This window comes from Mucilaginibacter pankratovii, assembly GCF_014773265.1.
GTDB classification, from domain to species: Bacteria; Bacteroidota; Bacteroidia; order Sphingobacteriales; family Sphingobacteriaceae; genus Mucilaginibacter; species Mucilaginibacter pankratovii.
This window is the reverse complement of the sequence record NZ_JACWMY010000002.1, coordinates 409,310-429,587: the sequence shown is the minus strand read 5'-3', so window position 1 is coordinate 429,587 and position 20,278 is coordinate 409,310. Positions and strand designations below refer to the sequence as shown.

Here is a 20,278-nt window from a genome sequence, read left to right as displayed (position 1 = left end):
AAAAAATGAATATGAAGATAATGAAAGTTGATACAGCATATAAAATTGCAATTGCGGCGATATTTTTGGCAATTATAGTTTCGGTTTCCTGTAAAAAAAACGAAAAATTAACACCGCAGCTTACACTTACGAATTTAACAGACACAATACCCGAAGGTGGTGGTACCGTGTCTTGGGCCTTTACTTCTAATGCTGCATGGAACGTTGAGACCAGCGGGAGCGGATGGCTGAAGTTAAGCCAAACATCGGGCAATGGCGGCGATGCAACTGTTGATTTAACGGCCGAAGCAAATAAAACAGGCGCCACCCGGTCTGTGATTTTAGTTGTAAATTCAGCCAATGGCCAGAGCAGGCGCATCACTGTAATGCAGGATGCCATAATTTATCCATCGTACAATGTATCGCCAAAGGCGCCTGATGCCACCGGTATGGGCAGCACAGCTGCGCAGCTGGCCGCAAAAATGACAATGGGATGGAATATTTACAATACTTTGGATGCGCCCGGATGGGAAACCGGATGGGGAAACCCGAAAGTTACCCAGCAACTGATTGATCTGGTAAAATCAACCGGTATGAATTCCATAAGGATCCCCTGCACCTGGAGTAACCACATCATAAATAACCAAACTTCAGAAATAGACCCACTCTGGCTCGCCCGCGTAAAAGAAGTTGTTCAGTATTGCATTAACGACAATATGTATGTGATACTTAATACCCACCACGAGGGTTATATCGACTGCACACTTACAGGTGCTAAACAGGATAGTGTTAATGCCAAGCATAAGGCAATTTGGCAGCAGATAGCCACATCGATGCGCGATTTTGACGAGCATTTGATACTTGCCAGTACCAATGAACCCAATGCGAATGATGTACCGACAACCAATACTTTAATGCGCTATCACCGGTCATTTGTTGATGCAGTGCGCAGTTCCGGTGGTAAAAACACTTATCGTGCGATAGTTATTCAGTCGCCTTCTACCTCACTTGATTTGCTTACTTCCTATCTTGATCCGGCTAATGTGTATAAAACATCGTCACTACCTACCGACCCTACGCCTAATAAAATGATGGTAGAGTTTCACTATTATAGCCCGCCGCAATTTTGCATATTAGGTGGCTACGGTAGTACTACACCTATGGACGCAAGCTGGGGAAAAGAATTATATTTCTGGGGGAAAGACTTCCATACAAAAAACCCGCTCTTCCTGGATCGCAACTGCGTAGCCTCAACAGAAGAAGCTTATATGGATAACGCATTTAAAGCCGTTAAAACAAAATTTGTCGATAAGGGCATTCCTGTAGTTATGGGAGAATTTGACATACAATATCACGCTCAGAGATTAACCGGACACCCGGCTGATTCGATATTAGCACTAAAATCGGGTTGGCATTACTATGCTTATATTACAAAGCAAGCCAAAGCACATGGCGTGCAGCCCTTTTTATGGGCCAGCGGTATATTTCAACGGCCAAATACCGGTCCCGCATATATAGGCGACCAGAACGCATTAGATTCGCTAAAAAAAGGCGCAGGCTTTTAGGCAACTCATAATTTATATAAAACCTTTCGTTAATTCACCTATGTGGGTGGTAAAAAAGATCATCTGAACAGAATTCTGTTCAGATGAATCTTTTAGGTAAAGATGAGGAGAAAATGAAAATAAAGTATTCTTTTAAAACATTAGTATTTCTTATTACGGTAATATCTTTTTTCTCCAGTAAAAAGGCCAGTAGCGCGGCACCGGAATTAACAGTTGATCAGTCTGTAATAACATTTACTCCTGAAGGCGGAACCCAGGATCTATCGCTGGTATCTAATACTGATTGGAGTGTGAGCAACCCGGCTTCTTCGTGGCTTAAATTGAGCGCTGCATCAGGAAGTAGCGGCAGTGTTGTTATTTATTTAACAACATTGTCTGAAAATGGTACAGGATCAACCCGCACCGAATATTTAGTAATTAATTCCTCCAATGGACAGGCAAGAAGGGTAAAGGTGTCGCAAGACGCCACCATCTATCCCACTTATAATACTTCACCCCAACCCCCAGATGCCACAGGTATGAGCAGCAACGCTGCTCAGCTTGCGGCTAAAATCAGCTTGGGGTGGAACATCGGCAATACCTTTGAAGCTCCTGGCGGAGAAACAGGCTGGGGGAGCCCTGTTATTACAGAGGACTATGTAAAATTTGTAAAGCAACAAGGATTTAATGCTATTCGTATTCCCTGCGCCTAGAATTGGACGCATTTAAGCAACCAGGCCACTGGTTCGTACGGAACTTTAAGCAGTTGTGGTTTCATTTCAATAAATATTCCTTAAAAATCAAAATTGTAATATTAAATGATAAAATTCCTTAATACATGGATAATTACATCTTACCATACATAATAAAAGCTACTTTCTTTGAGCAACCAATTATTATACCGGTTCCTACATATGTGAAACAGAAAGCGCAAAATACCTTGTTCCCGGTGATTTTAATAACATAGATTTTTTTATGAGAATTTGCCCACAATCTCGACCCATATTTATACTGATTATTGATAATCCTGAATAAAAAATTATTGTGAAACAACCTATAACATCTTCTACAGTTAAGTGGCATCGACAGATGCGAAAATTTATAGCGATATTATTATTAGGCTTCTTAATTCCCCCGGCAGCGTTAAAGGCACAGCAAGCCAACCACTTTTTCCCGGAAAAAGATCTGGTAACAACCGGTATTTATTATTACCCCGAACATTGGAGTGAAGCCCAATGGGAAAGGGATATAAAAAAGATATCGGAGATGGGTTTTGAGTTTGTTCACCTGGCCGAATTTGCATGGTTTAAAATGGAGCCCGAAGAAGGACGGTTTGATTTTACCTGGCTCGACAGGGTGCTGAGCCTTTGCGCTAAGTACCATGTAAAAGTATTGCTATGCACGCCTTCTGCAACCACCCCAACATGGATGCGGATAAACTACCCGGAGACTTTTGTCACGGATGGTCATTATATCCGTGCAGAGAATGGTACCCGGGGATTAGAATCGATGGTGAACCCCAAATTCCGTGGCTATGTAAAAAGAATAGTAGCGGAAATGGCCAAACGATACGGGCAAAATAGCAATGTAATTGGGTGGCAAATAGATAATGAACCTGGTGCTGTTTCCGATTATAGTCCTTCATCGCAGGAAGCATTCAGAACCTGGCTGAAAAATAAATACAAAACAGTTGATGCCTTAAACACAGCCTGGGGGGCCGCCTTCTGGAGCCAGTGGTTTAATAATTTTGATCAGGTGATCATCCCCAATACCAACCTGGTAGGCTGGTGGGGTAACAATCCTCATGCCTTGCTGGATTTTAAAAGATATTCGGCAGACGCGCAGGCCGGTTTTCTTGATTTTCAGGCCGACGTTTTACGCAGTTATGTTTCAAAGGCGCAATTTGTTACAACCAACTATACTGCCGTTTGTACCGGCTCAGATCCTAACCGTACCGGGAAACTGGATTTTGCTACCTATACCGCATATCCAAACGGAGGCTCCGATAATATTGGCGATTCTGGTTTCCGTTTAGGCAACCCGGATCTCGTTCTTTTTGTTTCGGAATATTATAAATCTGTAGGCGGTGTGTCGGGGGTTATGGAGATTCAGCCCGGGCCTGTAAATTGGGGAAGCTACAACCCCCTGCTTTTGCCTGGGACCGTCCGCTTATGGCTGTACCATAGTTTTGCTGCCGGAGGAAAGATCGCCTGTTCTTACCGCTTTCGTCAAATTTTATATGGTGCCGAACAATATCATTCGGGTGTGATACAAACAGATGGCGTAACACCCTCGCAGGGTGGTAAAGACTATATGCAGTTTATGAAAGAAATAACCGAACTGCGGAAGAAATTTACTACAGGCTCGAAGACGCCGGCAAAACTGGCCGCACGGTCCACAGCGCTGCTCTGGAATGTGGAAAACTACTGGAGTATCGACAGGCAAAGGCAAACAGGGCAATGGAATACATGGGACTATCCGGTAAAGTTTCTTAAAACGGCAAGGTCATTAGGGGCCCCGGTTGATGTAATTGAAGAAACAGCCGATCTATCCAAGTATAAATTCGTAATCGTTCCCGCCTATGAAATGGTTGATTCTGCACTGGTGAAGAAATGGAACGACTATGTAGCAAAAGGCGGCCATCTGATTGTTACCTGCCGTACCGCTACTAAAGATCGCAGAGGTCATTTTTGGGAAGGGGAGACCGCCACGCCAATTTCAAACCTGATAGGCGCCCATATCGGCCAAACGGATATGCTTTCATCATACGGTAAAGGCGATATATTGATGAATGCTAATCATTATCCATGGCATAGCTGGGCGGATTTGCTCGTGCAGGATAGCTCAACGGAGGTGCTGGCCACCTATAATAATCAGTTCTACAAAGGAAAAGCTGCTGTTGTAAAACACAGGATAGGCAAAGGCGATGTAACCTATATCGGCGTAGATACCGATGATTCTAAATTGGAAAAGGATCTGTTGAGGCAGATCTATAAAGACGCCGGTGCTACAACGGAGGACTATCCACCCGGTGTTTTTGTTTATTGGCGAGATGGCTTTTATACAGCATTAAATTATTCGTCAGAAAATTATACGGTGAACCTACCGGAAAATGCAAAATTTTTAATTGGGGAAAAGACGCTAAAACCGGCAGGTGTGCTGGTGTGGACAGAATGATTTTATTAAGAATAACAAACAAATGAAAAAGATAATTTGGGTATTGGTGGTTTCGCAATTCGTGTTTTTGGCGAATGTAAACGGCCAAAGAACGATCAGTGTGGATTTAAGCAAAACCTCGGGTAAGCTTAATACCATGTTTAATACCTGTGTGGGCGCAGGCCGGGCAAATGAAGGGCTGCGTGCCGACTGGCAACAACAACTGGAGTATGTAAGAAAACAATGTGGCTTTAAATATATCCGCATGCATGGACTGCTGACAGACGATATGGCCGTATATACCGAAGACGCAAAGGGAGTTCCTCAATATAACTATATGTATGTAGATGCGCTTTTTGATTTTCTGCATAAAATTGGGATGAAGCCTTTTGTAGAACTCGGCTTTATGCCAAATGCCCTGGCAAGCGGTAACCAAACCATTTTTTGGTGGCGCGGCAATGTTACCCCACCGAAAGATTATAACAAATGGCAGGCACTCATTAGCAATCTTGTTGAGCATTTTACAGAAAGATATGGTGCCGAAGAGGTAAAAACCTGGTATTTTGAAGTATGGAATGAGCCTAATTTATCTCCCGGATTTTGGACGGGGACCCAGGAAGATTATTTCAAACTATACGATTATTCTGCAAAGGCGGTTAAAGGCGTAAATCCAGCATATAAGGTTGGTGGACCAGCCACTGCAGGAGCAGCATGGGTTCCTGAAATGATAGCCCATTGCAGCAAAAATAACATCCCGATCGACTTCGTCAGCACCCATTCTTATGGCGTTAATCAGGGTTTTTTGGATGAGTATGGAAATTCGGGCACGGTATTAAGTAAAGATTCGATGTCGGTAAGTGGCGATGTGTTGAATACCCGTAAACAAATTGCTCAATCTGCTATACCCCGCCTGGAACTGCATTATACGGAATGGAGTGCGTCCTACACGCCGGCTGATCCCGTACACGATAGTTATCACGAAGCAGCTTATATTTTGGAGAAAATAAAACAAGTTGGTAACGCGGCCAACTCCATGTCGTACTGGGTTTTTACCGATGTATTTGAAGAGCCCGGCCCGCGATATACACCCTTTCATGGGGGTTTTGGTTTGCTCAACATCCAGGGCATAAACAAGCCCGCTTTTTATTCTTATCAATTTATGAATAAACTCGGGAGGACAGAATTAGCTAATACCGATACACGTTCATGGGCTTGCAAAGATGATAAAGGGGGCGTACAGGTCTTATTGTGGGACTATACATACACGCTGCCAGATTCTGTTAATAACCAGGCTTATTATATTAAAGACCTGCCCGCAAAACCAAAAGGAAAAGTGAAATTAAACTTATCGCATGTGCCTGCCGGAAGGTATACCATGGAGATTTATAAAGTAGGTTACCGGGTGAACGATGCGTATACAAGCTACGTGGATCTGGGCCGGCCAAAGCAGCTGAAAAAGCAACAGGTTGAAAAATTAAAACACCAAAACGGCTCTCCCACCGCCATACGGCAAATTGAGATCAAACCGAACGCCAAATATTCCAGCGAAGTTGATATCCGGGAAAATGATGTCATCCTGATAAACCTGATCAAGAGATAACCGATGAATGTATTGATATTAAAGTTGAAGATAATGATGAAGACATGCTTCCAGATCCTTTCTTTTATTCTGCTGACAGCAGGAATGGCCAATGCACAGCAAACTTTGAATGATAATTACCAGAAAGAAAAGATCCGTTCCCTGATCAGCCAGATGACTTTACAGGAAAAAGTGAGCTTATTGCACGCGAACTCAAAGTTTTATGTATCCGGGGTAAAGCGACTGGGTATTCCAGAATGGGCGCTGAGTGACGGGCCGCACGGCGTACGTGCCGAAATTAACAGGCATGACTGGGCCTATGCAGGCTGGACCACTGATTCGGCAACTTGCTTTCCTCCGGGGACAGCCCTCGCTGCAACATGGAACCCTGCCCTCGCTGTAAAGCAGGGGCTGGTATTGGGCGAGGAAGCCCGGTTTCGGAAAAAAGATGTTTTACTGGGGCCGGGTATCAATATTATCCGTTCGCCACTTTGCGGCCGAAATTTCGAATACATGAGCGAAGATCCTTTTCTCATTTCAAAGATGGCCGTTGCCTACATTAAAGCTCTGCAATCTAAAGATGTGGCCGTGAGCGTTAAGCATTGGATAGCCAACAACCAGGAAACGCATCGCGATTCTGTTGATGTGCAAATGAGCGAAAGAGCTTTGCGGGAAATTTATTTGCCGGGTTTCAAAGCCGCTGTAACCGAGGGTGGTGCTTATACGGTAATGGCAGCGTACAATAAGTTCAGGGGCGATTGGTGTTCAGAAAACGAGTACCTCAACAGGCAAATTCTAAGGAAAGAGTTGGGGTTTAAAGGTGTATTAATGACCGATTGGGCCGCAGCACATACAACCGTAAAGGCTGCATTAACCGGCCTTGATCTGGAAATGGGCACCGATAAAAAAGACTACAACGAATGGTATTTTGCCGATCCGTTAATAAAAGCTGTTGAGCGGGGAGAGGTACCGTTATCTGTAGTTGATGAAAAAGTAGGGAATGTGCTTCGCGTAATGTTCAAAACAAAGATGTTTGACGAAAGTAACCGCGAAAAAGGAAAAATGAATACGCCTGAGCATCAAAAGGCAGCCTACAATTCAGCAGCCGAGGCCGCGGTGCTGCTTCAAAATAAAGGCAACATTCTTCCCATTAGTTTCAACAAAATAAAATCGGTTGCCATCATTGGTGATAATGCAACCCGCAAACAATGCGGAGCGGGGCTTAGCTCAGAGATAAAAGCATTATACGAAATAACGCCCCTGGAAGCAATTAAGCAGAAGTTCGGCGCTAACGTAAAAGTGAATTTTGCCCGGGGGTATGAAAAACAATCTACTTTTAAAGAAGGGAGCAACCGGGGGCAGTCAAATTCAGATAATGTTGATTGGAAATTGATTCAGGAGGCTGTAAAGGTTGCTAAGGAATCAGATGTGGTTATCATTTTCGGAGGGTTAAACCACGATTTTGATACGGAATCTTTCGACAGACAAAATATGGATCTGCCCTACGGACAGGAAGTTTTGATGCGGGAAGTAGCAAAAGCAAACCCTAAAACTGTTGTAGTAATAGTAGCCGGTTCGCCTGTAAAATTAGCAGGCATTGTTAACCAGGTGCCTGCTATTTTATGGTCGTGGTATGGTGGCATGGAGGCAGGCAATGCAGTGGCAGATGTATTAAGCGGCAAGGTAAACCCATCCGGCAAATTGCCTTTCACCATACCCGTTGCGCTGGATCAGTCGCCTGCTCATGCTTTGGGCAATTTTCCCGGAAAAGATTTAAAAGTAAATTACGAGGAAGATGTTTTAGTAGGATATCGCTGGTTTGATACTAAGAAGATCCAACCCCAGTTTCCTTTCGGATACGGGCTCTCTTATACAGGTTTTGCGCTCAGTGGTTTTTCAACAGACAAGAATATCTACGAAAAAGATGGTATCATCCATGCAAAATTTGCAGTTAAAAACACTGGCCGCCGTTATGGTGCCGAGGTTGTGCAGTTGTACGTAAGCGATCCCGTTAGTTCGGTTTTGCGTCCCGAAAAAGAATTGAAGGCTTTCGAGAAAGTTTTTCTGCAGCCTGGCGAAACTAAAACGGTCGAACTGCAGGTAAAGGTTAGTGATCTGGCTTTTTACGATGAAACAAAAAAAACATGGAAAGTTGAGGCCGGGGAATTTGTACTTCAATTGGGCAATTCCTCACGCAATATTTCAAAAACAGTAAAAATTTCAGTTAAATAAATTCATTTCAGAAACCGGGCGGGTTTCAATAAATAGGGTGAAAGTTTATGGGACATCTGTGAATAGAAAACACAAGCCATCCTGATAACCCTGCACAAAAGATAAATACAATAATGAAAATAGAAATCAAAAAGCTTTTGATAGTCTCAACGCTTTTGCTTGCCGTGTTATCGGTTAAAGCTCAGGTGCTATACGTTGGCACCAACTATCATCCACATGATGATAAAGACCAGGAAAAAATAAAAAAGGATATTGCCTTAATGAAGGCTGCCGGATTCAAGGCAGTTAGGATGGGCCACCTGGCCTGGGACAGTTATGAACCCTCTGAGGGTAAGTTTGATTTTCAATGGTTTGATGCTGTGATGGATATGATGAACGAGGCGGGGATCAAGGTGATCCTTGATATCGCTATTCGCCCCGCACCTGTTTGGCTGCACCATAAATACCCATCTATTGATGTTACCAGTCCGGGCGGCGTTGCGCAATATCCAAACCATCGCTACATGGATGATTTAGGCGATCCGATGTATCAAAAATATGCTGTGCGCTATGCGGATACACTTACAAAGCATTACGCCAAACACCCGGCCCTCTTAGCTTTTGGTGTTGATAACGAATCTGGTGATGGCCCCATTTCATATTCAGAAACGGTGAGGAAAAGATTCGTTGTTTGGCTGATGAAAAAGTATGCTACCCTTGATAATTTTAACAAAGCCTGGGCTACACAGCGTTGGTCCAGAAGGGTCAACGATTTTGATGAAGTTGGCCTACCCGTAACGGGCGAAAAGAACGGCGCCCCGGAGAAAATATTGGATTTCAGGCGTTTTATTTCAGACGAGGTAAACCACATCTTATTCAAAGTGCTCGACAAGGTTAACACAAATGCCCCCGGTGTGTTGACAAATACAAATGCCTGGTATTACAGCGCCTTAAAATATTTTGACTATTCACAGATTGCTTACTCAGGCAAAATGACTCGTGAGGGAGCTGGCTTTTATCCCGGTAACTCTTTAACAACGAATTGGGGTGTGATGAACGCCTTGTTTGGGATTTCCCGTATTCAGTTTGAAAGCTCTAATCCTTTTTGGTGCAGCGAGTATACAACCATGACGGCAGTGCCCAATTCGATCAGGAAGTCGGCTTATGCCACACTGATGTACGGCAATCAGATGATTTGCGGATGGACCTGGCAAAGTATGTGGTCGGGCGAAGAACAATACCTGGAAGGGATGCTTGATTGGGACGGAGTCCCCAACCGTAAATATGATGAATACAAAAAGATAGCCACCGAATTTAAAAAGATAGAAAAATTCTTCCCTTACAAGGCCAGCCCAGAAGTTGGCTTAGCATTCTCCTTTCCCAGTCAGATAGCCAGCAGCGCCTTTCCCGAGACGCAGGACCAACAGTTACAGAGCTGTTGGAATTTGTTTCATTTTCGTAATATGGATTCCCGGATTGTTGAGATCGGCAAAAGTACATTAAAGTACAAATTACTTTTTGTGCCCGGTGTAACGGTAATGGATGAAATAACCGGCAACAAGATCAGGGAGTTTGTAAAAAATGGCGGCACTGTTGTTATGACAAGTAATTCCGCGGTGGTTGACGAAACCGGGAAAGTATTTGCGTCCACCCACCCGGGGCGTTTAGATGATGTTTTTGGTATAAGGGTAGCAAGTTACGAAGAGACAGAAAACCTGAATGAAATATCAAGAAAGTCTTATCGGGGAAAAAAATTAGAAGTAAACTATAAAGGGACATCTGTGAATGCAGAGTCGGCACGGTTTGATGTTATAGATCCCAAAGGTGCCCAGGTTTTGGCCAGCATCACAAGTTTGGACAAGGACTACCCGATCATAACTTCTAACAAATACGGCAAAGGCAGGGCAATTTATGTGGGGTTACCTGCGGGTAGCAATGTATTGAACCCATTGGTTGACGAGCTGATCAACGAACTTGGCATTAAGAAAGGGCCGCAGGTTCCCGATGGTGTAATGGCAAGGCAAATTGACAAGAATCACTTCTTATACCTGAATGTAACGGGTGAACCAAAGGAAATTTCAATGAATGGAAACTCAAAGAGTATTCTTTTTGATAAAAGCTATACAGGCAATTTTACTATCGCGCCGTACGAGCCGGAGTTTATAGAAGTGAAATAGATTTAGTATTTTTCATCAAATAGCCAAAGGTGAAAAATAGCACAAATTATATTGGGAATTTACCGGCAAGTTCACAGTTCACTTGGCGGCGTATTACTTAAATTTTAAAAAATGAGGGGAATTAAGAACCTGATCATCATATCTGTAATTTTCTTTGCTTCGTTCCTGCGGCCGGCTGGCAGCAACGCACAAACAAATCTATATGTTTCTGTTAAGGGTAATGATCGTAATCCGGGTACTAAAAACAAACCATTTGCTTCCATAAACGGGGCAGTGAGCGCTGCGCGAAAAATTTCCGGAGCGGTTTTTATCAGGCTTTACGGCGGTACCTATTATTTGAGCAAGCCCGTAGTGTTTACATCGGCCGACTCCAGGAAAGATAATGAACCGCTGACTTTGACCAATGTGGACAACCAAAAGGTCATCATAAGCGGCGGGGCTTTATTGCGCGGACTGAATTGGACAGCATTTAAAAATGGAATCCGGCAGGCTAAGATTGCCCAAGACCTTGTTTTTGATGAACTGCTTGTAAACGGAAAATTGCAGCATATGGCCCGCTACCCCAACTACGACCCTTCGGCGGAGATCCTCCGTGGTACAGCAGCTGATGCCATGAGCAAAGAACGCGCTGAAAGGTGGAAGTCCCCTGCGGGCGGGTATGTGCATGCATTGCACAGCGCAAAGTGGGGCGATTTTCATTATATCATTACGGGGAAAGACACCAGCGGCACGCCTGTTCTGGAAGGGGGCTGGCAAAATAACCGGCGGTCGGGTATGCACGAAAAATACAGGTATACAGAGAATGTTTTTGAAGAACTTGATACGGAAAACGAATGGTTTTATAATAAGAAAACGAAAATCTTATATTACTATCCGCCCGCAGGCCTTGATTTAAAAACTGCAAAGTTGGAGATACCGCAACTTGCCCATTTATTTGAATTCAGGGGCACTGAAGAGAGGCTGGTCAAAAATATTATTATCTCCGGCCTCACCTTAACACAGACGGTACGCACCTTTATGCAAAACAAAGAGCCCTTGCTGCGCAGCGACTGGACAATTTACCGGGGCGGAGCAGTATTCTACGAAGGGGCGGTACGTTGCCGGCTCGAAAAATGTGTACTCGAGAATTTGGGCAGCAACGCGGTGTTTTTTAGCAACTTCAACCGCAATTGTGAAGTATCCGGGTGCCGGATCTCCGACATTGGCGCAAGCGGTATTTGTTTTGTAGGCGACCCGGCTGCGGTGCGTTCACCCAGTTTTGAGTATAACGAGTACATACCACCAGCGGAAATAGACCTTACACCTGGCCCTAAAACAAACAATTATCCTAAAGACTGTAAAGTTTATGATAACCTGATGTTTAACCTTGGTTATGTAGAAAAACAATCGACCGGGGTAGAGCTATCAATGTGTAGCGATATTGTGGTAAGCCACAATACCATTTATGACGTGCCACGTGCAGGCATCAACGTGAGTGAAGGGACCTGGGGAGGGCATATCATTGAGTATAACGACGTGTTCAATACTGTAAAGGAAACAGGTGATCACGGTTCTTTCAATTCCTGGGGGCGCGACCGCTACTGGCAGGCAGATAAAAAGAAGCTTGATTCAATTGTTGCTGAAAGACCCGGTTTAGCTCTCCTTGATGTTGTGAGACCAATCGTCCTGCGCAACAACCGGTTCCGCTGCGATCATGGTTGGGATATCGACCTGGATGACGGATCCAGCAATTATCATATTTACAATAACCTGTGTTTAAACGGAGGTATTAAGTTGCGGGAAGGTGTGAAACGCATTGTTGAAAACAATATCATGGTTAATAATACCTTTCACCCCCATGTTTGGTTTAAAAACAGCCAGGATGTATTTCGCCATAATATTGTTGGCACGGCGTACCTGCCTATCGGTATTGCCGACTGGGGCCGTGAAATTGATTACAACACTTTTCCCGATTCCGTTTCACTGGCCGAAGCCCGTTCGCGCGGAACAGATAGCCATTCTGTATACGGCCCTTTAACTTTTGAAAATCCTGAAAAAGGAGATTTTCGGATTAAAAAAGGGGCTGCCGCCTTGTCCGCCGGCTTCAAAAATTTTGAAATGGATAACTTTGGTGTGGTTTCCGTGGGGCTGAAGAGGATCGCCAAAAAGCCAATTTTTCCGACGGTCCTAGTAATCAATAATTTAACCAAAGATGAAACCATAGATTTTATGGGTGCGAGGATAAAAAACCTTACCACCGCCGGCGAGCAGTCCGCAACAGGCATGGACCGGATAAGGGGTGTTTTAGTCCTCTCAGTTGCTCCAGGCTCTGCTGCCTCAGCATTCCTTCAGGCTAATGATGTAATTCTAACTTTTAATCGCAAACAAGTCGGCAATCTTAAAGACCTACAGGAAGCCCGGAACGCGGTTGCCGGGAAAAATACCGAAATAGTGATCTTTCGTAATCAACAACAACTGAAACGAAAGATTGAAGTAAAAATGTAATAATGTGAATTTTATGAATAGAAATTTTTTTTGGGGGATTGTTTTTTCTCTGTCTCCAACGTTGTTTTGTAACGCTCAAATCAGTGCGCCAAAGCCATTTGGCCCGGTACCAAGCCGTAACCAAATGCGCGTGCAGCAGATGGAATCCTATGCATTTGTGCATTTTTCGTTGAATACCTATACGGATCAGTCATGGGGATTTGGTAATGAAGATGTGAATTTATTTAACCCAAAGAACCTGGATTGCCGGCAGTGGGCACGTACCTGTAAAGAAGCGGGTATGAAAGGAGTTATCATTACCGCAAAGCATCACTGCGGTTTTTGCCTTTGGCCATCAAAATATACGGAGTACTCCGTTAAAAATTCGCCATGGAAAAATGGCAAAGGAGACGTGGTGAAGGAAATGGCCGACGCATGTAAGGAATATGGTTTAAAATTGGGCATTTATCTTTCTCCATGGGACAGGAACGATCCGGATTATGGTAAGCCGGAATACATTACCTATTTCAGGAACCAGCTGACCGAGCTGCTCACTAATTACGGGCCCATCTTCGAAGTATGGTTTGACGGTGCTAACGGAGGCTCGGGCTATTACGGTGGCGCTAACGAAAGCCGTACCATTGACCGCACCACCTATTACGACTGGAAGAATACCTATGCGCTTATCCATAAACTACAGCCAAATTGTGTGATCTGGAACGATGGCGGCGATAGGGGCGATCTGCGCTGGGTAGGAACCGAAGCCGGTTATGTAGGTGAAACCAATTGGAGCCTGCTCAACGCTACCGGCGATGTGCCCTACAATATGCTGCATTACGGTTTGGAAAACGGTAATGCCTGGGTTCCCGCCGAAGTAAATACATCCATCAGGCCGGAGTGGTTTTATCACCCGAGTGAAGATACTAAGGTGAAAACGTTGCCTCAACTGATGGACACTTACTACAACTCCATTGGCCGTAATGCTACTTTCCTGCTTAACTTTCCTATCATGCCAAATGGTTTGATCAATAATAGAGATGAAAAAGCAGCCCTGGAATTTGGCAAAGCGGTTAAGGACGCGTTTGCTGTAAATCTTGCTCAATTGAAAAAAGCAACTGCTTCCAATGTTCGGGGCAACAGTAAACAATTTGGTGCCGGTAAAGCGATTGATAACAATACAAATACATATTGGGCAACAGACGACAAAGTAAAAACCGCTTCGCTGACCATCGATTTGGGTAAGGCCACTTCATTTAATCGGTTTTTGGCTCAGGAATATATCCGGTTAGGCCAAAGGGTAAAAGCATTCAAAGTTGAAGCATTGGTTGGTGGCAGTTGGAAGGAAGTAGCAACTGCAACCACTATTGGGTATAAACGTATTCTTACTTTCCCGAGTGTGAAGGCCACAAAAGTGCGGTTGACTATTACCGATTCGAAAAGCTGCCCTGTTATCTCCAATATCGGTATTTACAACGCACAGCAGATCTTAACCGCTCCGTCTGTTATCAGAGATCAATCCGGTAAAATAATAATAACACCTGCCGATAAAGAATCGGTAGTCTACTATACATTGGATGGAAGCACGCCTACCCCCGGTTCAAAAAAATATACCGGCCCTTTTGAAACAGTTGGAAAATTAGAAGTAAAGGCGATTGCCAGTGACGGAACTACTGGCAAAAGCAGTTCCGTGGTGGAAGAAAAGTTCGACCTGCCCCGTAAAGATTGGAGAATTTTGGGCGTAGATGTGGAAAAGGCTAAAGCAATTTTAGATGGCGACCCTGCTACGGTATGGCACCAGGACAAGGACAAAAAAATGCCGGTTGACCTGGTGATAGACCTGGGGAAAGAAGAAAGCCTGTCTGGCTTCCGATACTTACCCGATCCTGGTTTATGGGGGCCGGGTATTATTACTACCTATCAGTTTTATGTTTCGCCCGACAATAAGGAATGGAAATTGGTTGATGAAGGCGAGTTCCCGAACATCAAAAACAACCCATTGCTGCAAATTAAAAAATTTGCGACTGTACAAGCACGCTATATTAAATTGAGGGCTTTGAAGAATACAGAGGGCAACGATAATATAGGATACGCCGAGGTAGATGTGATCACAAGCCAGCCCTGATGTTACCATTCGGTAATTCAGGAGTTGCTTATCAATTTAAATTATGAACAGATATACACACTTTAAAAATCAGGTGCTTAAAATATTGCTTTTTGGGATCTCATCCTTCTTGCTTTCGGCTTCATCATTTGTTGATGCAACAGCGCAAAGCATATTAACTGCTTCATCGAAAAGAATAAGAGAAAAATTTGACTTTAACTGGCAGTTTCATAAAGGCGATATAGCTATAAAGCGGGCAGTGAAAGCTGCTGGTTATGGAGGTTTAACAGATATCAATGTAAAAGTTGAAACCAACAAAGATGCCATTGTTGCTTATACCGATGTTGATAAAGCAGCTACATTTAAACCCGAAGATTGGAAGGAAGTAAACCTTCCGCATGATTGGTGTGTTGAGGGGACTTTTGTTAATGATAAATCAATCGGGAGCTCGCCGGCTGTCAGTGGATATTTGCCCGGTGGGATAGGCTTTTATAGGAAAGAGTTTGAAATACCGGAAACCGATAAAGGGAAAAAAATATCCATAGAATTCGACGGTATTTTCAGGAACAGTTCTGTTTGGGTTAATGGTCAGCTCATGGGCAACCATCAAAGCGGCTACACTCCTTCAAACTATGATTTGACTGATGTTTTGCGCTACGGTAACGAGGGCAAAAATGTTATTCTTGTAAAGGTTGATGCTACCGACTATGAAGGCTGGTGGTACGAAGGCTGTGGAATTTACCGGCACGTTTGGCTCAATAAAACCGATAGGCTGCATGTCGACCGCTTTGGTACCTATGTTACTACCCCTGTAGTTTCGCCTGATGAAGCTTCGGTAAACATAAAAACCAATATTAAAAACGAATACGGCGTAATTAAAAACATTACACTCGTCTCTAAAATTGCCGATAATAAGGGAGTGATAATTGACACAAAAACTTCATCGCAGGTAATTGAGCCCTTTAGTACAACGGAGATTTCGCAACAAGGGATTATTAAAAAACCATTGCTTTGGACGCCCGAAACACCGGGCCTTTACAAACTACTCACTGAAGTTTCTGAAAATGGGGTTGTTGTAGACAATTACGAAACCACTTTTGGGGTGAGAACCGTGGAAGTAAACCGGAATGGGGTGTTTCTGAACGGAAAGCTTTACCCGGTGAAGGGTACTTGCAACCACCAGGATTTTGCCGGGATTGGTGTAGCACTCCCCGATAAAATAAATGAATACAAGTTAAAATTACTTAAAGAAATGGGTAGCAACGCTTATCGTTGTTCCCATCATCCTCCCACTCCAGAATTGCTTGATATGTGCGACAGGATGGGTTTGCTTGTGCTGGACGAAAATCGCATGTTATCGGGTTCTGAAGAAGGGATAAAGGATTTGAAAGCCATGTTATACAGGGATCGTAACCACCCGTCCATTTTTATGTGGAGTATGGAAAACGAAGAATGGATACAAGGTACGGTGACCGGGGCCAGGATACTAAAAACATTGGTTGACATAACCCATCAGATAGACCCTACGCGCCCTGTGACGGCTGCCATGAATCACGGACGGAACGAAGGCGGGTATAGCGATGTGCTGGATGTTGTGGGATATAATTATGGAGACAAAGGGCTGGCGTATGTGAAGGACCATGAAAAATATCCCAACCGGGTTGAGTTTAATACAGAGACCACAAGTTTCATTTCAACCCGCGGTGAGTATAAGAACGATTGGGGAAAGGGTTATGTTTCAAACCTCGGGTTATGGCAACCAGGCTGGGGGCCACTGCCCGGCGAAGATTGGGCAGACGTTGTTAAATACCCCTACCTGGGCGGATTATTTGTTTGGACAGGTTTCGATTACCGTGGTGAGCCTACGCCATATCAATGGCCATGCGTTACATCACATTTCGGGTTTATGGATATATGCGGCTTCCCTAAAGACGGGTACTACGCGTACAAGGCGGCCTGGACAAACGAACCGGTGGTCCATATTTTCCCGCATTGGAACTGGCCCGGCAAAGAAGGAGATAGCACGCAGGTGCATTGTTACACCAACTGCGACGAAGTGGAGTTATTCCTCAATGGTAAAAAAATAGGCCGGCAGAAAACAACTCCCTATACCAAGCTGATATGGAATTTGATATATAAGCCCGGTAAACTGGAAGCCAGGGGATATAAAAACGGTAAATTGGTTACTAAAGATATTGTTGAAACCACAACCGCTCCGGCACACGTAGCCTTGAACAGCGATTGTACCGTACTTAAGGCCGACGGTACCGACGTGGTTATTATCCGGGTTGCTATTAAAGACGCCAAAGGAAGAGTTGTCCCTACAGCGGGGGATTTGGTAAAGTTTTCAATTGAAGGCCCCGGAAAAATTATTGGCACAGGTAACGGTAACCCCAGCAGCCATGAGCCGGATAAAGCCAGCCAGCGGATGGCCTTTAACGGATATTGCTTAGTGCTGGTTCAATCAAATAAACAAGCCGGGGAGATCCGGTTAAAAGCATCTTCCGAAACCCTTAAGGGAGATGAAGTTATTATCAACGTCCAATAAAACAAATATTGCTATAAGAAGTACACCCCTATGGATCTGCGTAAAACCTATATTATTACCCACTATATTAAAGCGATAGTTGCAACCGTTTTGATTTTGGCTGGTAACCTTGCATGCCAGGCTCAAAATCCCGGTGAAACGGAACGAAAGCAATTGTTTGATTATCAATGGAAGTTCTTCCAGGGAGATACGGCCTCGGCCAAATCGAGGGATTTTAACGATAAGGCCTGGCGAAGCCTTGATCTGCCGCACGATTGGAGTATAGAAGGTAAAGTAAGTCCTAAAAACCCAATGGGCGGTGCCGGCGGATATTTCCCGGCGGGTATTGGCTGGTATCGTAAAACCTTTAAAGCTCCGGGTGAATGGAAAGGTAAAAAAGTCTCCATTTATTTTGAAGGGGTTTATATGAATGCTGAGGTTTTTATAAATGGGAAATCGCTTGGAATTTACCCGTATGGCTATTCATCCTTTAGTTATGACCTTTCGCCTTATCTGGATTTTAACAGTGAAAACGTTATAGCGGTGCGGGTAGACAATTCGCAACAAGTAAACAGCCGGTGGTACAGTGGTTCAGGGGTCTATCGCCATGTTTGGATGATCGCTACCGAAGCTGTACATATAGCCCAGTGGGGCGTTGCCATTACAACCCCTGATGCGTCTTCCAAAAAGGCAACCGTTCAAATTAAAACACTGGTAAAAAACGAAACCGATCTGCCCAAGAGTATTGTTTTAAGTACCTGGTTAAAGGGCGCAGATGCTAAAAATGCCGGGAATGGTCAGATAAAGGTGGAGCTGGCTGCTCATAGTGAAAAAGAAGTTGCCCAAACTATACCTGTAACAGCCCCCCGGCTATGGACGCCGGAAAGCCCTGCATTGTACAATGCCCGGATACAAGTACTACAAAATAAAAAAGTAATCGATCAAACGGAGACGAGTTTTGGCATACGTTCTGTAAAATTCACTACCGAAAATGGATTTCAGCTTAATGGCAAAACCGTAAAGCTGAATGGCGGTTGCGTGCATCATGATAACGGTTGCCTGGGCGCCGCCGCTTTTGACCGTGCAGAGGAGCGTAAGATAGAGCAACTCAAAGAAGCGGGATTTAACGCTGTAAGAACCTCTCATAATCCCCCTTCCGAGGCTTTTTTAAATGCTTGCGATAGGTTGGGTTTATTGGTTGTTGACGAATCGTTTGATTGTTGGAAAACAGGTAAAAACAAATATGATTACGCCCAATATTTTAGCCAGTGGTGGAAACGTGACGTAGATGCCATGGTTTTGCACGACCGTAATCACCCTTCCATTATCATGTGGAGCATTGGTAACGAAATAGTGGAGAGGGGTACCCCCGGAGCGGTAGAAACAGCCAAAATGCTTGCTGATGCAATAAAAAAGATAGATAACCTTCGCCCGGTTACATCCGCAATTGTGGATAATGGTAAGGAGTGGGCTACGCTCGATCCGCTTATGGCGGCGCATGACATTGCCGGTTATAATTATCACTTGTGGAGTGCGGCTGCCGATCATCAGAGGGTGCCTTCACGGATGATTATGCAAACGGAGTCGTATCCTAAGGATGCCTTTGCAAATTGGAAGTTGGTAAAAAACAACAATTATGTTATCGGAGATTTTGTTTGGACTGCTATGGACTATCTTGGCGAATCGGGGATAGGCCGTTGGTATTACTCTGGCGATATGCCGGGTGAACATTGGGAGCATGACTTTTTCCCCTGGCATGGCGCCTATTGTGGCGATATCGATTTGATCGGATGGAGAAAGCCGATCTCCCACTATCGTAGCCTTTTATACAATAATACCGAAAAGCTCTACATGGCTGTTCGGGAGCCCGAGCCGGATCCAATTGAGATTAAAACAACGTGGTGGTCCGTATGGCCTACCTGGGAAAGTTGGACCTGGCCGGAATATTTTGGAAAAGCTATTAAGGTTGAAGTTTATTCAAAATATCCCGGTGTGCGTCTTTACCTCAACAACAAACTTATTGGCGAGAAGCCAACAACTGAAGAGCAGGAACATAAAGCCGAATTTACCGTACCTTATGCGCCCGGCCAGCTTAAAGCAATGGGTGTGGATAATGGTAAAGAAATTGAAGCTACTGTTTTACAAACCGCCGGGGATGCTGCAAAAATCGGGGTAACTGTTGATAGGAAAGAGATAAAAGCCGATGGGCAGGACCTGTCTTATGTTACTGTGGAGGTAACCGACAAGGATGGTATACTTCAGCCAAATGCCGCAAACCGCCTAAACTTTAAAATTGAAGGGCCAGCAACAATTGCCGGAGTTGCCAATGGTGATTTGAAAGATACCGACCCATATGTTGGCAACGCGCACAGAGCATGGCACGGGCGTGCTTTAATAGTAATTAGAAGCACCCATGATGCCGGTGATATTAAATTAACGGTTAGTTCAGATGGGTTGTCCGCGGCTATTTTAGACATCAAAGCAATTCCAGTAAAGAGTAAGTAAAACCTAACACAGATCAAATACATTTGCTGTATTAAG

At 44.3% G+C, this 20,278-nt stretch carries 10 protein-coding genes; all 10 read left to right on the top strand.

What is annotated here, in order from left to right; translation table 11 throughout:
• Positions 1-11 precede the first annotated feature (11 nt).
• The 10 genes from IDJ77_RS04750 to IDJ77_RS04705 all read left to right on the top strand — a co-directional run bounded on the left by IDJ77_RS04750 (position 12) and on the right by IDJ77_RS04705 (position 20,242).
• Positions 12-1,544, top strand: a complete 1,533-nt coding sequence (locus IDJ77_RS04750) for a cellulase family glycosylhydrolase (RefSeq protein ID WP_191187784.1) — start codon at positions 12-14, stop codon at positions 1,542-1,544.
• Positions 1,545-1,627: 83 nt separating this feature from the next.
• Positions 1,628-2,236 (top strand): BACON domain-containing protein, encoded by a 609-nt coding sequence (locus IDJ77_RS04745; protein ID WP_191187783.1) that lies wholly within the window; start codon positions 1,628-1,630, stop codon positions 2,234-2,236.
• A gap of 376 nt (positions 2,237-2,612) precedes the next feature.
• On the top strand, positions 2,613-4,700 hold the full coding sequence (locus IDJ77_RS04740; protein WP_191187782.1) for a beta-galactosidase: 2,088 nt from the start codon (positions 2,613-2,615) through the stop codon (positions 4,698-4,700).
• Positions 4,701-4,722: 22 nt separating this feature from the next.
• The gene (locus IDJ77_RS04735; RefSeq protein WP_191187781.1) at positions 4,723-6,279 is read left to right on the top strand and encodes a GH39 family glycosyl hydrolase; all 1,557 of its coding nucleotides are present in this window, start codon (positions 4,723-4,725) and stop codon (positions 6,277-6,279) included.
• Between the two features lie 33 nt (positions 6,280-6,312).
• On the top strand, positions 6,313-8,490 hold the full coding sequence (locus IDJ77_RS04730; protein WP_224750961.1) for a glycoside hydrolase family 3 C-terminal domain-containing protein: 2,178 nt from the start codon (positions 6,313-6,315) through the stop codon (positions 8,488-8,490).
• Positions 8,491-8,603: 113 nt separating this feature from the next.
• Positions 8,604-10,646 carry a beta-galactosidase gene (locus tag IDJ77_RS04725; RefSeq protein ID WP_191187779.1) on the top strand — a complete coding sequence of 681 codons (2,043 nt, stop codon included), beginning with the start codon at positions 8,604-8,606 and terminating at the stop codon, positions 10,644-10,646.
• A 111-nt stretch (positions 10,647-10,757) separates the two neighbouring features.
• Complete coding sequence (locus IDJ77_RS04720) at positions 10,758-13,130, top strand: PDZ domain-containing protein (protein ID WP_191187778.1); 2,373 nt, start codon at positions 10,758-10,760, stop codon at positions 13,128-13,130.
• Between the two features lie 13 nt (positions 13,131-13,143).
• Positions 13,144-15,231 carry an alpha-L-fucosidase gene (locus tag IDJ77_RS04715; protein WP_191187777.1) on the top strand — a complete coding sequence of 696 codons (2,088 nt, stop codon included), beginning with the start codon at positions 13,144-13,146 and terminating at the stop codon, positions 15,229-15,231.
• 43 nt (positions 15,232-15,274) lie between these two features.
• The gene (gene galA / locus IDJ77_RS04710) at positions 15,275-17,758 is read left to right on the top strand and encodes a beta-galactosidase GalA (RefSeq protein ID WP_191187776.1); all 2,484 of its coding nucleotides are present in this window, start codon (positions 15,275-15,277) and stop codon (positions 17,756-17,758) included.
• 30 nt (positions 17,759-17,788) lie between these two features.
• Positions 17,789-20,242 carry a glycoside hydrolase family 2 TIM barrel-domain containing protein gene (locus IDJ77_RS04705; RefSeq protein WP_191187775.1) on the top strand — a complete coding sequence of 818 codons (2,454 nt, stop codon included), beginning with the start codon at positions 17,789-17,791 and terminating at the stop codon, positions 20,240-20,242.
• Positions 20,243-20,278: the final 36 nt, after the last annotated feature.

Excerpts from the sequence above, each read along its gene's own strand:
- IDJ77_RS04745 (WP_191187783.1), top strand. The coding sequence starts at position 1,628 with ATGAATCTTTTAGGTAAAGATGAGGAGAAAATGAAAATAAAGTATTCT.
- IDJ77_RS04720 (WP_191187778.1), top strand. The coding sequence starts at position 10,758 with ATGAGGGGAATTAAGAACCTGATCATCATATCTGTAATTTTCTTTGCT.
- IDJ77_RS04730 (WP_224750961.1), top strand. The coding sequence starts at position 6,313 with ATGATGAAGACATGCTTCCAGATCCTTTCTTTTATTCTGCTGACAGCA.
- IDJ77_RS04725 (WP_191187779.1), top strand. The coding sequence starts at position 8,604 with ATGAAAATAGAAATCAAAAAGCTTTTGATAGTCTCAACGCTTTTGCTT.
- IDJ77_RS04740 (WP_191187782.1), top strand. The coding sequence starts at position 2,613 with ATGCGAAAATTTATAGCGATATTATTATTAGGCTTCTTAATTCCCCCG.
- IDJ77_RS04715 (WP_191187777.1), top strand. The coding sequence starts at position 13,144 with ATGAATAGAAATTTTTTTTGGGGGATTGTTTTTTCTCTGTCTCCAACG.
- IDJ77_RS04705 (WP_191187775.1), top strand. The coding sequence starts at position 17,789 with ATGGATCTGCGTAAAACCTATATTATTACCCACTATATTAAAGCGATA.
- galA (WP_191187776.1), top strand. The coding sequence starts at position 15,275 with ATGAACAGATATACACACTTTAAAAATCAGGTGCTTAAAATATTGCTT.
- IDJ77_RS04750 (WP_191187784.1), top strand. The coding sequence starts at position 12 with ATGAAGATAATGAAAGTTGATACAGCATATAAAATTGCAATTGCGGCG.
- IDJ77_RS04735 (WP_191187781.1), top strand. The coding sequence starts at position 4,723 with ATGAAAAAGATAATTTGGGTATTGGTGGTTTCGCAATTCGTGTTTTTG.